At 70.5% G+C, this 19,626-nt stretch carries 15 protein-coding genes; 4 read left to right on the forward strand and 11 right to left on the reverse strand.

What is annotated here, in order from left to right:
* Positions 1–64 precede the first annotated feature (64 nt).
* On the reverse strand, positions 65–943 hold the full coding sequence (locus BLW75_RS18185) for an RDD family protein (RefSeq protein ID WP_034313198.1): 879 nt from the start codon (positions 941–943) through the stop codon (positions 65–67).
* 61 nt (positions 944–1,004) lie between these two features.
* Between BLW75_RS18185 and BLW75_RS18190 the strand changes: the two genes are divergently transcribed.
* Both BLW75_RS18190 and BLW75_RS18195 read left to right on the forward strand, forming a co-directional pair.
* Positions 1,005–2,012, forward strand: coding sequence for a stage II sporulation protein M (locus BLW75_RS18190; protein WP_034313201.1), 1,008 nt, complete (start codon positions 1,005–1,007; stop codon positions 2,010–2,012).
* 17 nt (positions 2,013–2,029) lie between these two features.
* Positions 2,030–3,103, forward strand: a complete 1,074-nt coding sequence (locus tag BLW75_RS18195) for an SET domain-containing protein (RefSeq protein ID WP_034313204.1) — start codon at positions 2,030–2,032, stop codon at positions 3,101–3,103.
* Positions 3,104–3,512: 409 nt separating this feature from the next.
* Here BLW75_RS18195 and BLW75_RS18205 read toward each other — a convergent pair whose 3' ends face one another.
* The 6 genes from BLW75_RS18205 to BLW75_RS18230 are packed head-to-tail and all read right to left on the reverse strand — an operon-like array spanning position 3,513 to position 9,461.
* Entirely contained in the window at positions 3,513–4,259 is a 747-nt protein-coding gene (locus BLW75_RS18205) for a maleylpyruvate isomerase family mycothiol-dependent enzyme (RefSeq protein WP_034313206.1), read from the reverse strand.
* Between the two features lie 58 nt (positions 4,260–4,317).
* On the reverse strand, positions 4,318–5,604 hold the full coding sequence (locus BLW75_RS18210) for a DUF58 domain-containing protein (RefSeq protein WP_034313208.1): 1,287 nt from the start codon (positions 5,602–5,604) through the stop codon (positions 4,318–4,320).
* The gene (locus tag BLW75_RS18215) at positions 5,604–6,563 is read right to left on the reverse strand and encodes an AAA family ATPase (protein WP_091597811.1); all 960 of its coding nucleotides are present in this window, start codon (positions 6,561–6,563) and stop codon (positions 5,604–5,606) included. The genes BLW75_RS18210 and BLW75_RS18215 overlap by 1 nt, the downstream gene beginning before the upstream one ends.
* 17 nt (positions 6,564–6,580) lie before the next feature.
* Positions 6,581–7,705: a DUF4350 domain-containing protein gene (locus BLW75_RS18220; protein WP_034313213.1), complete on the reverse strand. Its 1,125-nt coding sequence runs from the start codon at positions 7,703–7,705 to the stop codon at positions 6,581–6,583.
* On the reverse strand, positions 7,702–8,343 hold the full coding sequence (locus tag BLW75_RS18225) for a DUF4129 domain-containing protein (RefSeq protein WP_034313216.1): 642 nt from the start codon (positions 8,341–8,343) through the stop codon (positions 7,702–7,704). The genes BLW75_RS18220 and BLW75_RS18225 overlap by 4 nt, the downstream gene beginning before the upstream one ends.
* Positions 8,337–9,461 (reverse strand): DUF7847 domain-containing protein, encoded by a 1,125-nt coding sequence (locus BLW75_RS18230; protein ID WP_034313217.1) that lies wholly within the window; start codon positions 9,459–9,461, stop codon positions 8,337–8,339. The genes BLW75_RS18225 and BLW75_RS18230 overlap by 7 nt, the downstream gene beginning before the upstream one ends.
* A 216-nt stretch (positions 9,462–9,677) precedes the next feature.
* Here BLW75_RS18230 and BLW75_RS18235 point away from each other — a divergent pair, with 216 nt between their 5' ends.
* Positions 9,678–10,763 carry a neutral zinc metallopeptidase gene (locus BLW75_RS18235; protein ID WP_395766754.1) on the forward strand — a complete coding sequence of 362 codons (1,086 nt, stop codon included), beginning with the start codon at positions 9,678–9,680 and terminating at the stop codon, positions 10,761–10,763.
* A 221-nt stretch (positions 10,764–10,984) separates the two neighbouring features.
* Here the strand turns inward: BLW75_RS18235 and BLW75_RS18240 are convergent, their stop codons facing one another.
* Both BLW75_RS18240 and BLW75_RS18245 read right to left on the reverse strand, forming a co-directional pair.
* Positions 10,985–11,392, reverse strand: coding sequence for a hypothetical protein (locus BLW75_RS18240; RefSeq protein ID WP_091599817.1), 408 nt, complete (start codon positions 11,390–11,392; stop codon positions 10,985–10,987).
* Between the two features lie 126 nt (positions 11,393–11,518).
* Positions 11,519–12,595 carry a potassium channel family protein gene (locus tag BLW75_RS18245; RefSeq protein WP_034313222.1) on the reverse strand — a complete coding sequence of 359 codons (1,077 nt, stop codon included), beginning with the start codon at positions 12,593–12,595 and terminating at the stop codon, positions 11,519–11,521.
* Positions 12,596–12,683: 88 nt separating this feature from the next.
* Between BLW75_RS18245 and BLW75_RS18250 the strand changes: the two genes are divergently transcribed.
* Entirely contained in the window at positions 12,684–13,070 is a 387-nt protein-coding gene (locus tag BLW75_RS18250; RefSeq protein WP_034313224.1) for a DoxX family protein, read from the forward strand.
* A 66-nt stretch (positions 13,071–13,136) separates the two neighbouring features.
* On the opposite strand, the gene BLW75_RS18255 is transcribed toward BLW75_RS18250, so the two are convergent.
* Together BLW75_RS18255 and BLW75_RS18260 are read right to left on the reverse strand one after the other, a co-directional pair.
* Positions 13,137–16,394 (reverse strand): ATP-dependent helicase, encoded by a 3,258-nt coding sequence (locus tag BLW75_RS18255; protein WP_034313388.1) that lies wholly within the window; start codon positions 16,392–16,394, stop codon positions 13,137–13,139.
* Positions 16,391–19,606, reverse strand: a complete 3,216-nt coding sequence (locus BLW75_RS18260) for an ATP-dependent helicase (protein WP_198935748.1) — start codon at positions 19,604–19,606, stop codon at positions 16,391–16,393. The genes BLW75_RS18255 and BLW75_RS18260 overlap by 4 nt, the downstream gene beginning before the upstream one ends.
* Positions 19,607–19,626 lie beyond the last annotated feature (20 nt).

Consider the following 19,626-nt stretch of genomic DNA (forward strand, 5'->3'; position numbering starts at 1 on the left):
GAAGGCCCCCTTCATTGCGTCTAGCGCAGTGAAGGGGGCCTTCACGTACTTGGAGCGCGGCGGGTCAGCCCGGCGGCGCGAAAGGGTTCTCCGGAACCGGCGCTGACGGCGCTTCCGGCTGGACGACCGGTGCGGAAACAGCCGGAGCGACCGCCTGCGGGTAAGCCTGCCCGTACTGAACCGCCGGTTGGAGCTTCGCCTGGTCCCGCCGCCGTCGCTCGGCCAGCACGGCCGACAGATAGGCCCAGGACGGCACCCCGGGCGGCACCGGCGCCCCGATCGCGGCCGCGACCTGCTGCGCGAGCCCGTACCCGAGCGCTTCGACCGCTTCGGGGCGAAGCTCGCTCGTCCGGCTCAGGTACTGCCGGACGGCCAGCGCGAGGTCGTTCGAAAGCCGGGTCAGGTCCAGCTGCGAGGCCCAGTACGCCAGCTGCGGCGGCATCCCGACGTACGGCGTCCGCGAGGCGGGCATGCGTTCCCGGATCACCAGCGTGCCGGCGAGATAGTCGCCGACGCGGCGGCCGTTGGGCGACAGCAGGGACGTGACCACCGCCACGACGCCGAGCATCCCCAGCGCCCAGAAGTCGATGAAGAATCCGGCGAGCCCGCGGACCAGCGCGTGCCGGAACCGCACCGGCCCGCCGTCGGTGCGGACCACCCGCAGGCCGAGCGCCATCTTCCCCAGGGTGCGGCCGCGGCTCAGTGTCTCGAAGATCACCGGGTAGCCGACCATGATCAGCACGACGGTCACCAGGAACAGGGTCAGCGCCAGCGCTTCGTCACCGAACGCGGCGACCTGGCTCAGCACCAGCATCGCGACGAGCAGGGCGAAGAGCTGGAGGACGACGTCGAGCATCATGGCGAGCCCACGGCTGGCCAGTTTCGCCGCGCGGACGTCCAGGACGACGGCCTCGCCGGTGACGAGTTCGGACTCTTGTTCCACCTGGCAAGCGTAGTGACGAATAGGCTGGGCGACCAAGGACGATCGCCGGGAGGGCTCCGAGTTGGACGTGGACGTGTTCGTCGCCGCGCACCAGGCCGAATGGAACCGGCTGCGTGACCTCGTGGGCCGCGCCGGGAAGCTCAGCGGCCCGGACGCCGACGAGCTGGTGACGCTGTACCAGCGCGTCGCGACGCATCTTTCGATCATCCGCTCGGTCGCGCCCGATCCCGTGCTCGTCGCGCAGCTGTCCGGCCTGGTCGCGAAGGCCCGCTCGGCCGTCACCGGTTCGCACAGTCCCGCGTGGCGCGAGATCGCCCTCTTCTTCACCCAGCGGTTCCCGGCGGCGCTGTATCTGAGCCGGCGCTGGTGGCTGGCGTCGGCGGCGGCGTCGATCGCGGTGATGGCGATCGCGGCGGTGTGGATCGCCGGTGACCCACAGGTGCTCGCGTCGCTGGCCTCGCCAGAGGAGTTCAGGGACCTGACCGCGCCGGGCGGGAAGTACGAGACGTACTACTCGTCCGATCCCGCGGGTTCCTTCGCCGCGCGCGTCTGGACCAACAACGCTTGGGTGGCCGCGACCTGCCTGTTCCTCGGCGTGGTGCTGGGTGTCCCGGTGGTCTACGCGCTCTGGGCGAACTCGCTGAACCTCGCGATCGGGGCGGCGCTGATGTCCTCGGCCGGGCGGCTCGACGTGTTCTTCGGCCTGATCCTGCCGCACGGCCTGCTGGAGCTGACCGCGGTGTTCGTCGCCGCCGGAACGGGACTGAAACTCGGCTGGACGGTCATCGACCCGGGGCGCCGGTCCCGGACGGCGGCGCTCGGCGAGCAGGGTCGCTCGGTCGTGGTAATGGCGCTGGGGCTGACCGTGGTGCTGCTGATCTCCGGTGTGATCGAGGGTTTCGTGACCCCGTCGGGCCTGCCGACCTGGGCGCGTGTCGGCATTGGAGTAATCGCGGAGGTCGCGTTCTTACTTTACGTGTTCGTTGTCGGGCGCAGGGCCGCGAAAGCGGGCGAAGTGGGTGATGTCGACTGGCGATACGCTGGAGATTCTCGACCGGAAGCCGGCTGACCTGGTTAGCTCCTTGCATGGGGAGAAATCGGTTACGCGGCTTTGCGATCTTCGTCCTGTCTGTCCTCGCCTCGACGCTCCTCGTCGGCGTGTCCCAGGCCAGGACCGCGTCCGCGCCCTCGGGCAAAAAGAACTGGGTGGTGAGCGTCGCCGGATTCCGGACCGACGCCGACCGCAACTACATCCGCCTCGGCTACCTCGTGTTCAACCCGGCCGACAACACGGTCGCGCACAATTTCTGGACCTGGAACCAGGCGGATTTTCCCGTTCCGGTCAACAGCGGCGACGTCTACTACTGCGGCGATTGGGCACCCGGATCCAATCCCCGCAACAACTGCCCGATCAAGACCGCGCCGGGCTTCACCGGTGAACCGAACGGCCATTTCACCGGCACCTACGCCGAGAACTCCGGGCAAGTGGCCATCACCTGGACGAAGAGCACCGTCAACGGCACGACGACGGCCGTGAACCTCGCGGAGAAGTGGGCGGTTTCGGAACCGCGGCCCGGCCTCGGCCGGATGCAGCTGGTGAGCGACGACTACTCGATCACCAGCGGCATCGCCTACGGCAGCAACGCCTCCCTCGCGCAGACCAGCAAGGCCCCGATGAGCTCGGTCCGCGCGACCCAGCGGTCGTACCTGCTCGAAGGGCAAGGGGTGAACCGCCGCGCGATCACCGACTGGACCAGGGGCAGCAGCGGCGCGCTCGGGGTCGGTCCGGGGTGGAACAAGTGCGACGACGGCTCGTGCCTCGGCTTCGTGCAGTACGACTCCGGGTGCGCCCCGACCTCCTGCTGTCTGCCAGGTGAGGGCTACGAGGCCTGCGCGAAGAAGATCATCGACACCGGTGACAGGCGGTTCTACTACCTGAGCGACGCCTTCGGCGGACGCCGCAACAGCTACGAGTTCTGGTGCGAATGCCTGTCCTACAACGGTTGCTACCTCGGCAACAGCCACGTGCGGCCGCTCCTGCAGGTGATCGACGACGCGGGCGCGTTCCAAGGCTGGGTCGGTGCCGAGGTCAGCCCCGACCGGAGCGGCTCACGGGACCCGTCGGGCGAGTACTACTCGAGTTTCGCTCTGGTGGCTTAGCGCGTGTCGTCCATCCCGTCACGCGTGTCGTCCGTCGGATCACACGTGTCGTCCATCCAGTCACGCGAAACTCCCGGTTCGGTCCAGGTGGGTCGCGGGTAAGCCGTTCCCGTCGACGGGACTGATCGCCGCCAGGCATTGTCCACTCGCGACATGCGTCGACGTCGGCGTCGGCGAGGGCGAGCTTGCCGTCGGCCACGGCCAAGGAGATGATGCCGCCCCCGTCGGCGAGGTAGACCGGCGTTCCGGCGGGCCGCGCGGAAGCGGGTGTCCCGGACAGCAGCACCGAAACCACCGCGAAGATCAGCACGAACCTGCGCAAGCCTGGGCCCCCATCGTGTCGGTCCGGATCTCCCTCCGAGCTAACCGCCCGGAACACCCGTCGCCAACCGGCGCCACTCCATCGGGTTCAGCCGAACCGCACGTGGGTCTGCCACAGCTTGAACAACTCAAGATCACCGAAGACGTCCTGGGCGTCCTGGCGCTGGTAGAGCGCCAGCACTAGTTCTGTCAGCGAGCCGCGCACGGTCACCGCGGCACCGCGTCGTCCCCGCTCCCAGGTCACCACCGAGCCGCCGAGGTCGAGGAACCAAGCGTGCTCCCCCGACTCGAAACCCACCGACCGGCCGGCCCCGAGGATCTCCCGCTTCTCCGGCCTGAACTCGAAGTGCAGCGGCAGCGCTTCGAGTTCCATCCACTCGTCGATCGCGTCGAGCACGACTTCGGGCGCGGCGCGGAACTCCAGCCCCGCCGCCAGGGTCGCGTCGGCGCGATGGACCAGCGTCTCGTGTGTGAAGCGGCGCGCGTAGAACGACGCGGTCCGGTAGTGGAACGGCACCCAGACCTCGGCGTCCGGTCCCGCTTCCCGCAGCGCCGTCGCCAGCTCTGAAGCACCGTCCACCAGCCAGGACCCGGGCAGCCGTCCGGAATCGTCGCCGTCCACCCGGCGCACCTGGTCGTCGGGCACCGGCGCGGTCGCCCGGCTCCGGACGATCTCGGCCGCCCACCGGTGCCCGGCACCGAGATGCCGCACCAGCGCGCCCAGTGTCCAGCCGGGGCAGGACGGCACGGGCGTCGTCAGGCCGGCGTCGGCCAGTTCGGTCGCGAGCAGTTCGGCCTGGGTGACGATCTCCGCGCAGTGCCGGTCGAAATCCATCGGTTCCTCCTGATGATCGGTTCACCAGAGGGTCGGAGCCGGTTCACGGCTCTCGACATCACAGCCGCCCGGCCGCCTTCAAGGCGAGATACCGGTCCGCCAGCCGCGGCGGCAGCTCCTCGGGCACGGCGTCGACGACCTCGACCCCGTGCCGCGCCAGCCGCGCGGTGACCTGGCGCCGTTCGGCCAGCACCCGCTCGGCCGCGGCCGCGTCGTAGACCGCTTCCGCGTCGCCGCGGCCCGCCGCCATCTCGGCGACCCGCGGGTCCGCCACCGAAGCGATCATCAGCTGGTGCCGCGAAGTCAGCTTCGACAAGATCGGGAACAGGCCTTCTTCCAGCGGCGCCGCGTCCAGCCCGGTCAGGAGGACGACCAGCGCGCGCCGCCGGGTCCGCCGCAGCACCTCCGCGACCATCCCCCGCGCGTCGGTCTCGACCAGCGAAGATTCGAGCGGTGCCATGGCGTTCACCAAGGCGGGCAACAACTCCGTCGACCCCTGGACCGCGGCGTGGACCTGCCGGTCGTAGGCGAGGAGGTCGACGCGGTCACCCGCCCGAGCGGCGAGCACGGCCAGCAGCAGGGCCGCGTCCATCGCCGCGTCGAGCCGGGGCGCGTCCCCCACCCGGCCCGCCGAAACGCGGCCGGTGTCGAGCACCAGCACCACGTGCCGGTCGCGTTCCGGGCGCCAGGTCCGCACCATGACGTCGGACGCGCGCGCCGAGGCCCGCCAGTCGATCGAGCGGACGTCGTCGCCGATCACGTATTCGCGCAGGGAGTCGAATTCCGTGCCCTGGCCCCGGATCAGCACCGCGTTGCGGCCGTCGAGCTGCTGCAACCGCGCGAGCCGCGAAGGCAGATGCTTGCGGCTGTGGAACGGCGGCAGCACCCGCACGGTCCACGGCACGTCGTGCGAACCCTGCCGTGCGGCGAGCCCCAACGGCCCGGTCGAGCGGACGGTCACCCTGGCCGCGATCCGGTCGCCGCGCCGGGTCGGCAGGAGCCGGGTGGTCACAACGCGGCGTTCGCCTGGGGGCAGCGTCAGCCGGTGCCGGTCGTCCGCGCCGGCACTGGGCGGCCAGGCGTCCCGGAGCCACGCGCGCACCGGGCGGACGCCGGGATTGGCCACGGTGAGCGTGACCTCGCACTCCTCCCCCAGCCGCACGGAGGTCGCGCCGGACCGCGCGAAATGCAGCTTGCGCACGCTCCCTGCGAGCAGGAGATCCAGCACCACCAACAGAAGCAGCACCGCCGCGGCCAGCCCTATCCCGGCCCACGAGGGCAGCAGGAAACCGACCACCGGCGCCGCGAGGAGCGCCAGCAGCCCGAGCCGTCCGGTGACGGCCATCAGCGCGGAACGGGTACGGACGCGAGGACCCGGTCCAGCACGCCGTCGGCGGTCGCACCTTCGAGTTCGGCCTCGGGCCGCAGGTCGAGCCGGTGCCGCAAAGCCGGACGTGCCAAGGCTTTGACGTCGTCCGGGGTGGCGTAGTCGCGGCCTGCGAGCCAGGCCCATGCCCGGGTCGCGGCGAGCAATGCGGTCGCGCCACGCGGGGAGACGCCGAGCCGCACGGACGGCAGCGACCGCGTCGCCCGGCAGACGTCGACGATGTAGGCGAGCACTTCGGGACGCACGGTGACCCCGGCGACCGCGCGCCGCGCGGCGTCGAGCTGGGCGATCCCGGCGACCGGGGTGACCCCCGCCGCGGACAGGTCCCGCGGGTCGAAACCCTGCGCGTGCCGGGAAAGGATGCCGAATTCGTCCTCACGGGACGGCATCGGCATGGTCAGCTTCAGCAGGAACCGGTCCAGCTGCGCCTCGGGCAGCGGGTACGTGCCCTCGTATTCGACCGGGTTCTGCGTCGCGATGACGATGAACGGGTCGGGCAGCGGCCGTGTCTTGCCGTCGCTGGAAACCTGACGCTCCTCCATCGCCTCCAGCAGCGAAGACTGGGTTTTCGGCGGGGTGCGGTTGATCTCGTCGGCCAGCAACAGGCTCGTGAACACCGGGCCCTCGCGGAACGAGAACTCGCCGCTGTGCGCGTCGTACACGATCGAACCGGTGATGTCGCCCGGCATCAGATCCGGCGTGAACTGCACCCGGGTCGTCTCCAGATCCAGCGCGGCCGCCAACGCCCGCACCAGCAAAGTCTTCGCCACCCCAGGGACGCCTTCGAGCAGCACGTGCCCCCGGCACAGCAACGCGATGATGAGCCCGGTGACGGCCGCGTCGTTGCCCACCACGGCTTTTCCGACCTCGGTCCGCAACGCGATCAGCGCCGCCCGCGCGTCGGCCGCACTGTCCAAATCGGACTGCTCGCTACTCAAGACCGCTCCACCTCTCGTTCCACGACATCGAGTCCGTCCGCCAGCCGCACGAGTGCGGCGTCGTCGGCGGGCGGATCTCCGTACAACAGCGCGCCGATCTCGGCGGGCGCCCGGCCGGTCCGCGCGGCGACGGACTCCACGAGCGCGGCGGGTTCGGCGTCGCGGGTGAGCCCCAGCAACGGCCGGAGCCGCGCGCGGGCCGCCTCCCGCAGGGTTTCCCCGGCGTGCGCGGCGGCTTTCGCCTTGCGATACAACCTCGCCCGCCCCTCGGTGGCCTCCGCCGCGCGGACCACGACCGGGATCGGTTCGGTCACCACCGGGCCCAGCCGCCGGGAACGCCACAGCGCCAGCAGCACCACCGCGACCCCGGCCTGCAACGCCGCGTACGACCAGCCCGCCGGGATCAGTTCGGACAGCGGCTTCTTCTGCGTCTCCAGCGACGGGTCGCCGGCCGTCGGCAGGTACCAGACCAGCCGCTCGTGTTTTCCGAGCAGCCGCATCGCCAGCGCCGCGTTGCCCTCGTCGGCCAGCCAGTCGTTGGTCAGCGGGGTGGGGGTGCCGAGTACGGTCACCGTCCCTTGTGGACTCGGGACTTCGAGATACGAGCCGCCGTAGCATTCCTGCGCCCTCGGCTGCGTGGCCGAATACTTCAGGCCGCCCATCGTCGCGTTGCCCGCCGCGACGGGATCCTTCGCCTCGCAGTCGGGCTCGCGGGTCTCGGTCTCGGCCTGGCCGTTCACCCGCACGCCGGGAAGGATTTCTTCGACCGTGCGAGGGCTCGGCTGCACCAGCACGACATGCTCGGCGTTCTGCCTGATCTCCGTGAAGGCGCTCTTGGGCACGTACTCGGGCTTAGTGATCAAGACCGTCGCGCCCCTCGCGACCCCCTTGGCCGCGGCGGCGGTGCGCACGATCGGGATCTTGACGCCTTCCCGCTCCAGCAACGTCGCCAGCGCGCGGCTGCCGGTGGGCTCGTACGAACCCGGTTCGAGCGCGCCGGTGGTCTGCTCGCCGCGGAAGAGCACGAGCAGCGTCCCGGTCAGCACGATCAGGAGCACGACGGCGAGCGGGAGCCGCACCCCGCGCCAGATCCGGCGGGCGTCGGGCGAAACGGAGGTCATCCGGCCGCCAAGGCGACGGGCCTGGCACGACGGCAGCCTTCGTCCAATTCGGACAGCGACCGATAACCGGCCTCCGTGGCGGGGATGCCGCCGTAGTGGACGTCGTCGAACAACCGGGCGCCCGCGCGCAACGGAACGGCGACATCGGGGAGCAGCCGTCCGGCTTCGATGGCGGCCTCGTCGGCGGTCCGCCCGGACTTCTCGTCCAGCAGCGCCCGCTCCTCCAAGGACCGCACCACGGCACGGAACCGCTCACGGACGGCGTCGTCGAAGTCGCCCCGCGACGCGGCCTCCTCGGCCGCCTTGCGATGTTCGCCGGACGCCTTGCGCTGCCCGGCGAACACGGCCCGCCCGCTCTTGGCCGACGTCGCCAGCGGACCCGACTTCAGCCGGATCACCACGACCACCACGATCAGCACGACGACCAGCAGCAGCACGGCGAAGATCCCCCCGGGCACCGCGCTGTCCACCTTTTCGAGGAAGCCCAGCAGCTTTTCGACCACCCAGTTGAACGCTTCGGTCAGCCAGCTCGGTCTCGCGGCCTGATAGGCCTCGCCCGAGAGCTCCTCGGCCGCGCGCAGCCGGGCGTTGTCCCGGTCGATGTCGACCGGGACCTCGGTGAGGAAACGCGTCACCATGCCTGCGGCGGGGGCGGCGTCGCGATCCCGGCCGCGCGGGCCAGCTCGATGTCCATGCCCTCGCGGCGCATCCGCTGATCGATGTAGAGGATCACGGTCACCAGCGCGGTGAACGGGCCGACGATCGTCTGCGCGATCACCGTGCCCACCGACTGCAGGATCAGGTCACCGGTCGACGGGATGTACATCTGGTCCAGATCGCCGAAAATGGACAGGAAGGCGCTGAAGCTGAACGGGATCGTGATGATGGACGCCAGGAAGGACGAGATCACGGTGGCCAGCAGCAGGATGCCGAAGACCCGCCAGAACATCCCCGACACCAGCTTCACCGAACGGCGGAACGCCTCCATCACCGTGCCGCGTTCGAGGATGAACGCCGGGCTGGCCAGCGCCCAGAAGGTGTAGGGGATGATCGCGGGCAGCAGGCAGAAGATCGCGCCGACCATGATCGCCAGTGTGTAGAGCACGGTCAGGCCGAGCAACGGAAGCAGCCGCGGCGTCGCCTCACGCAGCGCTTCCTTGAACGTGACCGGCTTGCCCAGCACGGCCTTGCCCATCAGGACGGTGAGGAATCCGGTGAGGATCGTCGTCCCGAGCAAGGTGGCGACCAAGCTGATGGACGACGACGCCAGCGTCCCGCCGAGGACGCCGAGCAGCTGGTTCATCAGTTCCTGATCGGTGGCCGCCGGGCCGAGATCGCGCATCCGTTCCAGGTCGGCGGTCGTGTCGACCAGCAGCAACCCCACCAGATTGATGGCCGCGGTGAGCACGGCGGTGACCGCGGCGGCACCGAAGACCATCCGCCAGTACTTGCGCATGGCGGTGACCGCGCCGTCGAGGATGTCGGTCAGGTTCAGCGGGCGCAGCGGGATGACGCCGGGCCTGCCGAGGCCGACCTTCCAGTTCGGATACTGCTGCTGCGGCGGCTGGTACGACGGCAACGGGGGAGGCGGCGGCGTCGCCCCGGACGGGGACTGCCACTGCTCCGGCGCCGGCGAAGGCGGCACTTCGCCCTGCGGCGGCGTCGGCGTGTCCGCCCGCGACTGTGCTGGTTCCCCCGCCTTCGGCTTCGGCATCTCGGTGCCTTCAGGCCCGGACGGTCCGCCGGTCTCCGTCATGCGACAGCCCCTTACCCGTTCACGTTGCTTGCGCCCACTCTTCCAGAGGGGCCGACACCCAGCCAGAGCTGGGGGGACGACACTGATGGGTGACCGCTCGCCTCACGCTGGATACCCTCTGCAGCCGAGCTGTGGGTGGGGACACCGTTAGCTCGTTATGCTGAACATCGGGCCGGGTACCCCCGGTTCGCCCCTAGAACCACCGGGACCGACTTGATGACGCAACCGCCCCACGGCCAGTGGCCGCCACGCGGCGCCGTCCAGCCACCGCCGGTGCACGGCCAGCACCCTGCCCAGTGGCACGGAGCGCCGCACCACTTCCCGCCTCCGCCGCCCCGCAGGTCCGTGGGCGCGATCATCGGTATCTGCCTCGGCGCGGTCGCCGTATTGGTCCTCGGCCTGGTGGCGATCGTTTCACTCAATCGTGACGACTCCGATCACGTAGCGAACGCGGGCTACAGCACTCTCCCGGCCACGTCCTCGCGCGCGGAACTACCGCCGAGCGGGTCTTCGTCGCCCTCGTCCTCGACGAACCCGTTCCCGACATCACCGTCCAGGGCGCCGTCCTCGTCGAGCGGTCCGCAGAAGATCCTCAAGCTCGCCGACCACCCGATCCTCCAGGACCCCAACGCCGGCCTGCGGAACCGCGTCTGCACGCTGCCGCAGTGGCAGAGCAGCCAGCAGGCCGCCGAGGCGTTCTTCACGGCGGCGGGCAAATGCCTCGACAACGCCTGGGGCCCGTTCCTCGACGCCTACGACCTGCCGTTCACCCCACCCGCCCTGCACTTCCCGACCGGGGCCAGCTTCGAGACCGAATGCGGCACGATCCAGGTGGGCATCGCGACGGCGGCGTACTACTGCGAGAACAACCTCTACGTGCCGTTCCGTGGTCTTCAGACCGACCAGTACGGCAACAACCCCGGCGTCTACCTCGCCCTTTTCGCGCATGAGTACGGGCACCACGTGCAGGAGGTCGCCGGGCTGATGGACGCGGCCTGGCAGAAGATCTACGACGCGGGCCAGAACAGCCCCGCCGGGCTGGAGATGTCGCGGCGCAAGGAACTCCAGGCACAGTGCTTCTCCGGGATGTTCCTCGGCGCGCACGTCGACCAGGGCGGCACGGTCAGCCGGGACATGTACAACAAGGCCTGGAACGATCAGGAGACCCGGGGCGACAACACCTCGCGCAGCCAGGACCACGGGACGAACGCGCACTACGCGTCCTGGTGGCGGGCGGGTGCGAGCAACAACCGGATCGCCGACTGCAACACCTTCTCGGCCCCGGCGAGCGCCGTTTCCTGACGTAGCGGAAGTACGTGAAGGCCCCCTTCATTGCGTCTAGCGCAATGAAGGGGGCCTTCACGTACTTGGGGAGTCGGGTGCCGTTCGCCGACGGACGCGGTGCCGTCGTCGATTCCGGCTTGCCCGGTCCGGCTGGTCAGTGGGTGCCCGTCCGGGCCAGGACGTCGTGACCGGCCCGGTCAGCCACAGGGCGAAGCGTCGCCCCCGCCGGTTCAAGAGGATCAGGCCGTCACCGGGACCCGCGGCCCGCGCAACACCAGGAAGACGTACATCCCGCCCGCGAAGCAGCTGAACACCAGCAGCGCCAGCCCGAGTGGCCGCCGCGCGTCGCTCGCTCCGGCCGTCGCGTCGGCCGCGTGCACCGGGACCGAGTCCCCCGAAGCGCCGTCGGGGACGACGACCTCGAGGCGCTCGCCCTTGCCGTGACCGCAGCCGTTGAGCGCACCCTCCGTCGGCTTGCCGCCGAATTCGAACTTGACCTTCTCGGTCGCACCGCCGCCCGTGCAAGGGGCGGGCTCGACGACCTCCGCCTGCACGGTCGTCCCCTTGGTCTCGTTCGAGATACCGAACAGCCCCGGCCCGGCGAGCCAGGCCAGGAAGATCACCAGCAGGCCGGCGCCGGCCGCCACGGCCAGGGAGTTCCACCCCGGGGTGAGCCCTCTGGCGGGGTCCGATCGCTTGCGCACGAACGCCATGTTCCCAGAACCTCGCGGCAAAACACAGGAGCCCGGGAACGCGGGAGCAAAGGTCCCCTGCTACCGCTCGATGGTCTCCGCGGAGGTCACCTTCCGGATGTACAGCAGCTTGTCCCCCGGCTCGATCGCGTCCGCCTGCGGGGCGTCCACGCGGTACAGGACGCCGCCGCGGACGACACCCAGCACGATGTCCGGCAGATGCCGCGGCGAACCGCCCTCTTCGGACGGCTCCACCGGGCGTTCGGCGATCGCGAGACCGGATTCGGGGGTGAGCAGGTCCTCGACCATGTCGACCACCAGCGGCGTCGACGTCGCCATGCCGAGCAGGCGTCCGGCGGTCTCACTCGACACCACGACCTGGTTGGCGCCCGACTGCTTGAGCAGGTGGACGTTCTCCGCTTCCCGCACCGACGCCACGATGTGCGACTTCGGCGCCAGCTCACGGGCGGTCAGGGTGACCAGTACGGCGGTGTCGTCCCGGTTCGGGGCGACGACGACGGCCTTGGCCCGCTGCACGCCGGCGACCCGCAGCACGTCGGCGCGGGTGGCCGAGCCGTGCACGGTCACCAGGCCGAGTGACGTGGCCGCTTCGAGGGCCTGCTGGTCGGTGTCCACGACGACGATGTGGTCGGGTTCGACGTTCTCGTCCCCGAGCAGCGCGTTGACCGCCGACCGGCCCTTCGTGCCGAATCCGACGACGACCGTGTGGTCACGCACTTTCGTCCTCCACTTTTGGATCTTGAAAGCCTGACGGGAGCGCTCGGTGAGCACTTCGAGGGTGGTACCGACCAGGACGATGAGGAAGAGCACCCGCAGCGGGGTGATCACCAGGACGTTCACCAGCCGCGCGGACGGCGTCGCGGGCGCGATGTCACCGTACCCCGTCGTCGACAGCGACACGGTCGCGTAATAGAGGCTGTCGAGGAAGGTGAGCCCGTCGCCGTTGGCGTCGCGGTAGCCGTCCCGGTCGAGGTAGACGATCAGGACGGTCGCCAGCAGGGCGAGCATCGCGCCGATGATCCGCTTGGAGATGGCCCGCAGCGGGCTGACCGTCAGCTCCGGCATGCGGATCACGCCGACGAGCTCGTGGTCCGGGCGGTCGCTCAGCCTGACCGGGAAACGCTTGAGAACCCTCATGCACAGGCTCCGGCCTGGTCCGCATAACTCACGGTCGGGAGGATAGCCGAAGATCCTCACGTTGAGCGCGGTATGCGAAGCTCAGGGCATGTCTTCGGATTCCAAGCCGTCTCAGCGGCCCGCGTATTTCCTCGCCGGCCTGCTCGGCGCGGCCGGTGTTCTGCACTTCGTCCAGCCGAAGCCGTTCGACGCCATCATCCCGAAGCAGCTTCCCGGTTCCCCGCGCGCGTGGACCTATGGCTCCGGCGTGGCCGAGCTGGGCGTCGCCGCGGCGGTCGCCAACCCGAAGACGCGACGGCTCGGCGGGCTCGCGGCCGCGCTGCTGTTCGTCGTGGTCCTGCCGGGGAACGTGAAGATGGCCGTCGACGCCGACCGCCGCAAGGCCCCGAAGCACTGGCGGGTGGCTTTCTGGGCCCGCGTGCCCCTGCAAATCCCCTTGGTCACCTGGGCCCTGAAGGTGCGTGACCGCGCCTGATCTCCGCATTTCGTCATCTACTCGCGATAGTCGCACGCGCGATCACCGCAAGTAGATGACGAATTGCTAGATCGTCGGGACGCTCCGCAGGAGTTGCCGCAGGCCTTCGGCGTCCAGCAGATCCGCCGGCCGGACGGTCTTGTCGTGTTTCACGTAGTGGAACGCCGCGCGGACCTTCTCGACCGGCACCTTCTTCAGCGCCGCCCACGCCAGCCGGTACGCCGCCAGCTGCACGGCCAGCGGTTCGAGCCGGTCCTTGTCCGGCACGGCGCCGGTCTTCCAGTCGACGACGGTCCAGCCGCCGTCCGCGTCGGCGAACACGGCGTCCATCCGCCCGCGCACCGTCACGCCCACGACGTCCGCCGAGAACGGGACCTCGACGGCGTGCGGCACCCGGTGCGCCCACTCGCTCTTCTCGAACGCGGTCTGCAACGCCTCCAGCTCGGTATCGGGGGCCTCGTCGACGTCGGCCGCGCCCGGCAGGTCGTGGATCTCCAGCAGCTGCTCGCCACCGAACCGCTGCTCCAGCCAGCCGTGGAACGCCGTCCCCCGGCGCGCGTACGTGTTGGGGCGCACGGGAAGCGGCCGCCGCAGCCGCTTGGCCAGCGCCGCGGGATCGGCCGACAGCTCCACCAGCTGACTCACCGAGAGATGCGGCGGCAGGACCACCTGCTGCACGCGATCCCGTGCCCGCGCGCGCTCCTCCAGCAGCACCTTGGTGTCGGAGATCCAGCCGTCCGGATCGTCCTCTTCCTCTTCCTCGGCGTGTTCGGCCTCTTCCATCGCACCGAGCACCAGGTCGACGCCGCCTGCGACGCCTTCGCGCCGCGGCCACAGCGGATCGACCGGCCAGCGCGCTCGGCGGGAGTCGGCGACCAGCGGATTCTCGCCGTCGGTTTCCGGCTCGTCGGCCCAGTGCTCGATGCGGCCGACCGAGTTCGCCCGCATCACCTCGCCGATTTCCAGCAGGAATTCCGACGGCCCCTTCGGCCGCGCGCTGCTCTCGTTCCACCAATGACCTGAGATCAGCATCGTGTGCTCGGAGCGCGTCAGCGCGACGTAACAGAGCCGCCGCTCCTCGTCCGCTTCACGCGCGACGAAGCCTTCTTCGTGCAGCTCCAGTGCTTCCTGCACTTCCTTGCGGTCCGCGCCTTCGGGAATCCGCAGCACCGGCAAGTCCTCGGAGTCACCGCGCAGCGCGGCGGGCAGCGAGGTCGACGTCCGCAGCCACGACGACGAACGCCGCCGGCCGGGGAAGACCTCCTTGACCAGATGCGGGATCGCGACGATGCGCCATTCCAGCCCCTTGGCCGAGTGCACCGTCAGTACCTGGACCCGATCCGGGACGACCTCCACCTCGCCCGGAGTGAGCCCGTCTTCCGCGTGCGCGGCCGTGTTCAGGTAGTCCACAAAGGACAACAGGGTGGCCGTCGGCGAGGTCTCGGCGAAATCCGTGACGACGTCGGCGAAAGCGTCCAGATGCGCGCGTCCGGCCGGCCCTGGGCGGGCCAGAGACTCGACGTCGAGCAGCATGGTGCGCTCCACGTCGGCGACCAGCTCGGGCAGCGACTGGTCCAGCCGCCGTCGCAACGCCGACAACTCGGCGCCGATCTTCCGGATCCGCCGGTAGCCCTCGGGAGAATACCGGTCCGGTGTCCCGGGATCGTCGATGGCGTCGGCGAGCCCCGCCTGCTCGACCCGTTCGGTCACCAGCACCGGTTCGTCCACATCGGACTTCCCCGACGGCGGGACCGGCGAGGACAGTTCGCCCGCACGTCGCCACAACGCCGCGAGGTCTGCCGCCGCGATCCGCCAGCGCGCCCCGGTGAGCAACCGCGCCGCCGCGCTGCCCGCGAGCGGGTCCGCGAGCACGCGCAACGTGCTGACCAGGTCCGCGACCTCGGGTTCGTCGAGGAGCCCGCCGAGACCGACGACCTCCACCGGCAGTCCGCGTGCCCGCATTTCCGCCGCGATCGGCGCCATGTCGGCGCGACGGCGCACCAGCACCGCGGCCGTCGGCGGTTTTCCGGTCTCCTCCACGGTTTCGAACCAGCGTTTCGCCACCGCGTCGGCCACCCACTCGCGTTCGGCGCGGACGTCCGGGAGCAGCGCGGCGGCGATATCGGCCGAGCCCGCGCCTTCCAGCGCGCGCAGCCGCGCGACACCGAGACCGCGTTCCCGCAACGGTTCCGAGATCGCGTTCGCGAGTTCGAGCACCTCGGGCGGGTTGCGGAAACTGGTCAGCAGCCCGAAGTCCCAGGCCGGGACGAGCCGTTCGCCGTTGTCGCGGGGGAAGTCCGTGGTGAACCGGGGCAGGTTCGCCGCGCTCGCCCCGCGCCAGCCGTAGATGGCCTGTGCCGGGTCGCCCACCGCGGTCACCGGCATCGGCGGATGCTCGACGCCGCCGAACAGCGACCGCAGCAGGATGCGCTGAGCATGCCCGGTGTCCTGGTACTCGTCGAGCAGGACGGCGCCGTAGCGCTCGCGCTCCCCCGCGACCACCGCCGGATAGCTGCTGGCGAGCTGCGCGGCCAGCGACATCTGGTCGGCGAAGTCGAGCGCGCCTTCCGCCCGTTTCCGCATGTGATACGCCTCGACCAGCGGCAGGAGCGCGAGCCGGAACCGTTGCGCGGCCATGACTTCGGCGAGTTTCTGCGGCAACGACGCGCGCTGCCCCTTCGCGCGCGGCGCGTTCTCGATGACCTCGCACAGCCAGGACGTGTACTCCGCGAGCCGTTCGGTCTCGACCAGATGCTCGCCGAGCTCCCCGGCCAGCGCCAGCAGTTGCGCCGTCACCGTGGAGGGCACGCGGTCGGTGTCCAGATCATTGTCCCAAGTGGACACGACGCGATGCGAGAACTGCCACGAAGACGTCTCCGAAAGCAACCGGACGCCGGGCTGGACGGGCAACCGGAGGCCGTGTTCGGACAGCAGCCGCCCGGCGTACGCGTGATAGGTGAGCACCGTCGGCTCGCCCGCGGTCACCGTGGTGCGCAGGTCGCCGGTCGGGTCGATCTTGTCGAGCAGCCCCGATCCGACCAGGCGGCGCAGCCGGGTGCGGACGCGTTCGCCGAGCTGGCGGGCGGCCTTGCGGGTGAAGGTCAGGCCGAGCACGCGTTCCGGCGGGACGACGCTGTTGGCCACCAGCCACACCACGCGCGCGGCCATCGTCTCGGTCTTGCCGGCACCCGCGCCGGCGACGACCAGCGACGGCTCGATCGGCGCGGCGATCACCTCGGCCTGCTCGTCGGTCGGACTGTGCAGGCCGAGCGCGCGGGCGATTTCGCCCGGCTCGACCTGACGGCGCTGAAGTTCGGAGATCAAGGACCGGTCACCTGCCTGCCCTCGGGCCGGAGCGGGCAGCAACCCCTTGCCGGGCAACGATCACAGTCCGGGTTCTCGGTGACTCCGTACTCCGGGCCCGCGGCGGATCCGGCCGCCGACCGCACCAGTTCCAGCCACTGCTTGCCGCCGTCCTCGTCCAGCGGCGCCTGCTCACGCTGGGTGGATCCGGTCTTGTTGTTGGACTTCGCGACGTAGACCAGCCGCGCGCCACCGGGTTTCGAACCGCCCTCGACCGCACCGAGCAGCACGGCGAGCTGGTACGCGGCGAGCTGCGGATGCTGTTCGGCGTCGGCGGCGGAGATCGGGACCTTGCCGGTCTTGATGTCGATGACGACCGGACGGCCGTCCTTGTCCATCTCGACGCGGTCGACGCGGCCGCGCAACAGCACGCGGACGTCGTCATCGCCGACCGGCAACTCGACCTCGATGTCCTGCTCGACCCCGGCTTCGATCAGCTCCTTACGGCTGGATTCCAGCCAGGTGATGAAGTTCCGCAGCATCTGCTCGACCCGCGACCGCTCACGGCGCGAGAACCACGGCGCCCCCGCGTCGACCCGGACCCACGCTTCGTCGAGAGCGGCGCGGATCTGCTCGTCACTGCTGCCACCCGCGACCGCCTGCGCGAGGCCGTGCACCAGGGTTCCGGTGACCGCCGCGAGTTGCGCCGGGTCACTGCCGCCGTGGCGTTCGATCAGCCAGCGCAGCGGGCATTTGACCAGAACCTCCACAGTGGACGGTGAGATACGGATGAGGTCGCCCGGCCCGTGCACGGGTTCGCCGGTGGAGGGTTCCAGCAGGCCGTACCAGGTGCCCGGATGCGCGCCCGGCACCCCGGCGGCGGCCAGTTTCGCGAGCTGCCGTGCCGCCCGCTGTCGCCGCTCCGGCTCGCTTTTGTCGTCACAGACGACCTCACGGAGTTCGCCGACGAGTTCGGCGAGCACCAGCGAACGTTCCGCCGGCTTCATCCGCGAGTCGAGGCCGCCGTCGTCCGCACCGTTCTCCTCCAGGTCGTCGATGAACCGCGAGGGCTGCTCGTCCTCGCCTGCGACCGCGCTGACCAGCAACGTCTTCCGCGCGCGGCTCGCGGCGAGGTAGAACAGCCGCCGCTCCTCGGCGAGGATCGGCGCGGTGGCGGACACCTTTTCGTCGTCGACTCCGGACATGAGGTCGACCAGCCGCTCGACGCCGAGCACGGAACCGCGCAGCCGCAGATCCGGCCAGCTGCCCTCCTGGACACCGGCGATGGCCACGACCGTCCACTCGCGACCGGCGGACGCGTGCGCCGTGAGGAGCGAGACGCCGTCGCTCTTCATCGCGGCGGGCGCCAGCGTGTCACCGGCGATGTTCTGCGAGGACAGGTAATCCGCGAACGAGGCGACACTCGCCTTCGGCAATCTGTCGACATAGCGACCAGCCGCGTCGAAGAGCGCGACGATCGCGTCGAGGTCGCGATCCGCCTGAGAACCGAGCGAACCACCACGGTCGACCATACGCAGCAGGCGCTCCTCCAGACCGCTCGCCTGCCAGAGATCCCACAGCACCTGCTCGACGCCGTCCCCGCGTACGACGGCTTGGTGCGCGGCGTGCAGCAGGCCGCCGATCCGGCGCATCGGCAACGCCTCGGCCTCGGCGAGACCGGTGAGAACGTCGTTGGTCCGCAAGGCTTCCACCAGCAGCTCGTCGCTCGACCGCTGTCCGCCGCCCGCGAGCTCCAGCCTGCGCAAGCCACGACGCAGCCTGCGCAGGGCGAGCGGATCCGCGCCGCCCAAGGGCGAGGACAACAGCATCTCGGCGAGGTCGACGTCGAGCAGGTCCGGATCCGCGGCGAGCCGCAACATCGCCAGCAGAGGACGAACTGCGGGCTGCTTCGCGAGCGGCAGTTCTTCGGTGGCGGAACCGATAGGCACCCCGGCTGCCCGGAGAGCACGCTGCAGGACAAGGAAAGTACGAGCGGGCGAGCGGACGAGCACCGCCATTTCCGACCACGGCACGCCGTCGACGAGATGCGCGCGGCGGAGCTGATCGGCGATCCAGCTCGCCTCGGCGGCCGGCGTCGGCATCAGGCGGACCCGGACGACGCCGCCCTCGGCGTCCGGCGCGTCGACGAGTTTGCGTTGCGGCGACGAGCCGGGCAGCACGGAGCCGAGTTTCGTGACTGCCGTGCGGATCACCGGGGCGAGCCGGTGGGCCGTGGTCAGCAGGACCGTGCGCTCGCCGTCCTCGTCCGCGTCGGCGAACAGGCTCGGATCCGCGCCGCGGAAGGAGAACACGGACTGATCGGGATCGCCCGCGACGACGAACTCGTCGGCCGCGTGCCCGATGAGCCGGATGAGCTGCGTCTGCAACGGGTCGAGATGCTGCGCGTCGTCGACGAAGAGATGCCGGACGCGGCGCTGCTCGCGTTCGCGCAGTTCGGGATCGTCCTCCAGCGCGAGCAGCGCCGAAGTGACCAGCTCGGCGGCGTCCAGCGCGGGAGCGCTCGCGACGCCGAGCGCGTTGCCGCCCGCGCCCTGCAGCAGCGTGACCTCTTCGTACTGGCTCCAGAAGCGCCCGGCCGCGATCCACTCCTCGCGGCCGCGGCGCCTGCCGAGCTCGACCAGGTCTTCCGGGCCCAGCCCGCGCTCGGCAGCGCGAAGCAAGAGGTCTCGCAGCTCCTCGGCGAACCCGGGCACGCCCAACGCGGGCCGCAGCTGCTCCGGCCAGTCGAGCGCGCCCTCTTCGAGGTCGCCTGCGAGCAGGTCACGGACGACGACGTCCTGTTCCGCTCCGGCGAGCAGGCGAGGCGGCGGGAGATCGTCGGCCTGCGCCTCCATCCGCAACAGCGCGTACGCGTACGAGTGCACCGTGCGCACGAGCGGCTCACGGATCGTGCGCGGCAGCGGATCCTCTTCCGGGTCGGTGGTGAGCCGGTGGGTGATGTCGGCGCGCAGGACCTCGGCCGCCTTGCGGGAGGTGGTCAGGATGAGCACGCTCTCCGGGTTCGCGCCCTCCGCGATGCGCCGCGACGCCGCCGACGCCAGCAAGGCCGTCTTGCCCGTGCCCGGCCCGCCGAGGACCCGGCGGAAGCCGTCCGGGGCGGCCAGCAGGCGGCGGGCGCCGGAATCCCACTGGAACGACGGCGTGCCGGTGACCGGCGTGCGGACCAGCCGCGCGTCGGTTCCTGCCGCTGTTCGCCGCCCGTTCACGCCCACGATGGAACCACGCCCCGCCG

Source organism: Amycolatopsis lurida, assembly GCF_900105055.1.
GTDB classification, from domain to species: Bacteria; Actinomycetota; Actinomycetes; order Mycobacteriales; family Pseudonocardiaceae; genus Amycolatopsis; species Amycolatopsis lurida.

What these genes read in the sequence shown, in the direction of transcription:
- BLW75_RS18250 (WP_034313224.1), top strand. Translation starts at nt 12,684, where the DNA reads ATGTCTTCGGATTCCAAGCCGTCTCAGCGGCCCGCGTATTTCCTCGCC.
- BLW75_RS18205 (WP_034313206.1), bottom strand. Translation starts at nt 4,259, where the DNA reads ATGGATTTCGACCGGCACTGCGCGGAGATCGTCACCCAGGCCGAACTG.
- BLW75_RS18210 (WP_034313208.1), bottom strand. Translation starts at nt 5,604, where the DNA reads ATGGCCGTCACCGGACGGCTCGGGCTGCTGGCGCTCCTCGCGGCGCCG.
- BLW75_RS18245 (WP_034313222.1), bottom strand. Translation starts at nt 12,595, where the DNA reads ATGAGGGTTCTCAAGCGTTTCCCGGTCAGGCTGAGCGACCGCCCGGAC.
- BLW75_RS18220 (WP_034313213.1), bottom strand. Translation starts at nt 7,705, where the DNA reads ATGACCTCCGTTTCGCCCGACGCCCGCCGGATCTGGCGCGGGGTGCGG.
- BLW75_RS18195 (WP_034313204.1), top strand. Translation starts at nt 2,030, where the DNA reads ATGGGGAGAAATCGGTTACGCGGCTTTGCGATCTTCGTCCTGTCTGTC.
- BLW75_RS18225 (WP_034313216.1), bottom strand. Translation starts at nt 8,343, where the DNA reads ATGGTGACGCGTTTCCTCACCGAGGTCCCGGTCGACATCGACCGGGAC.
- BLW75_RS18230 (WP_034313217.1), bottom strand. Translation starts at nt 9,461, where the DNA reads ATGACGGAGACCGGCGGACCGTCCGGGCCTGAAGGCACCGAGATGCCG.
- BLW75_RS18235 (WP_395766754.1), top strand. Translation starts at nt 9,678, where the DNA reads ATGACGCAACCGCCCCACGGCCAGTGGCCGCCACGCGGCGCCGTCCAG.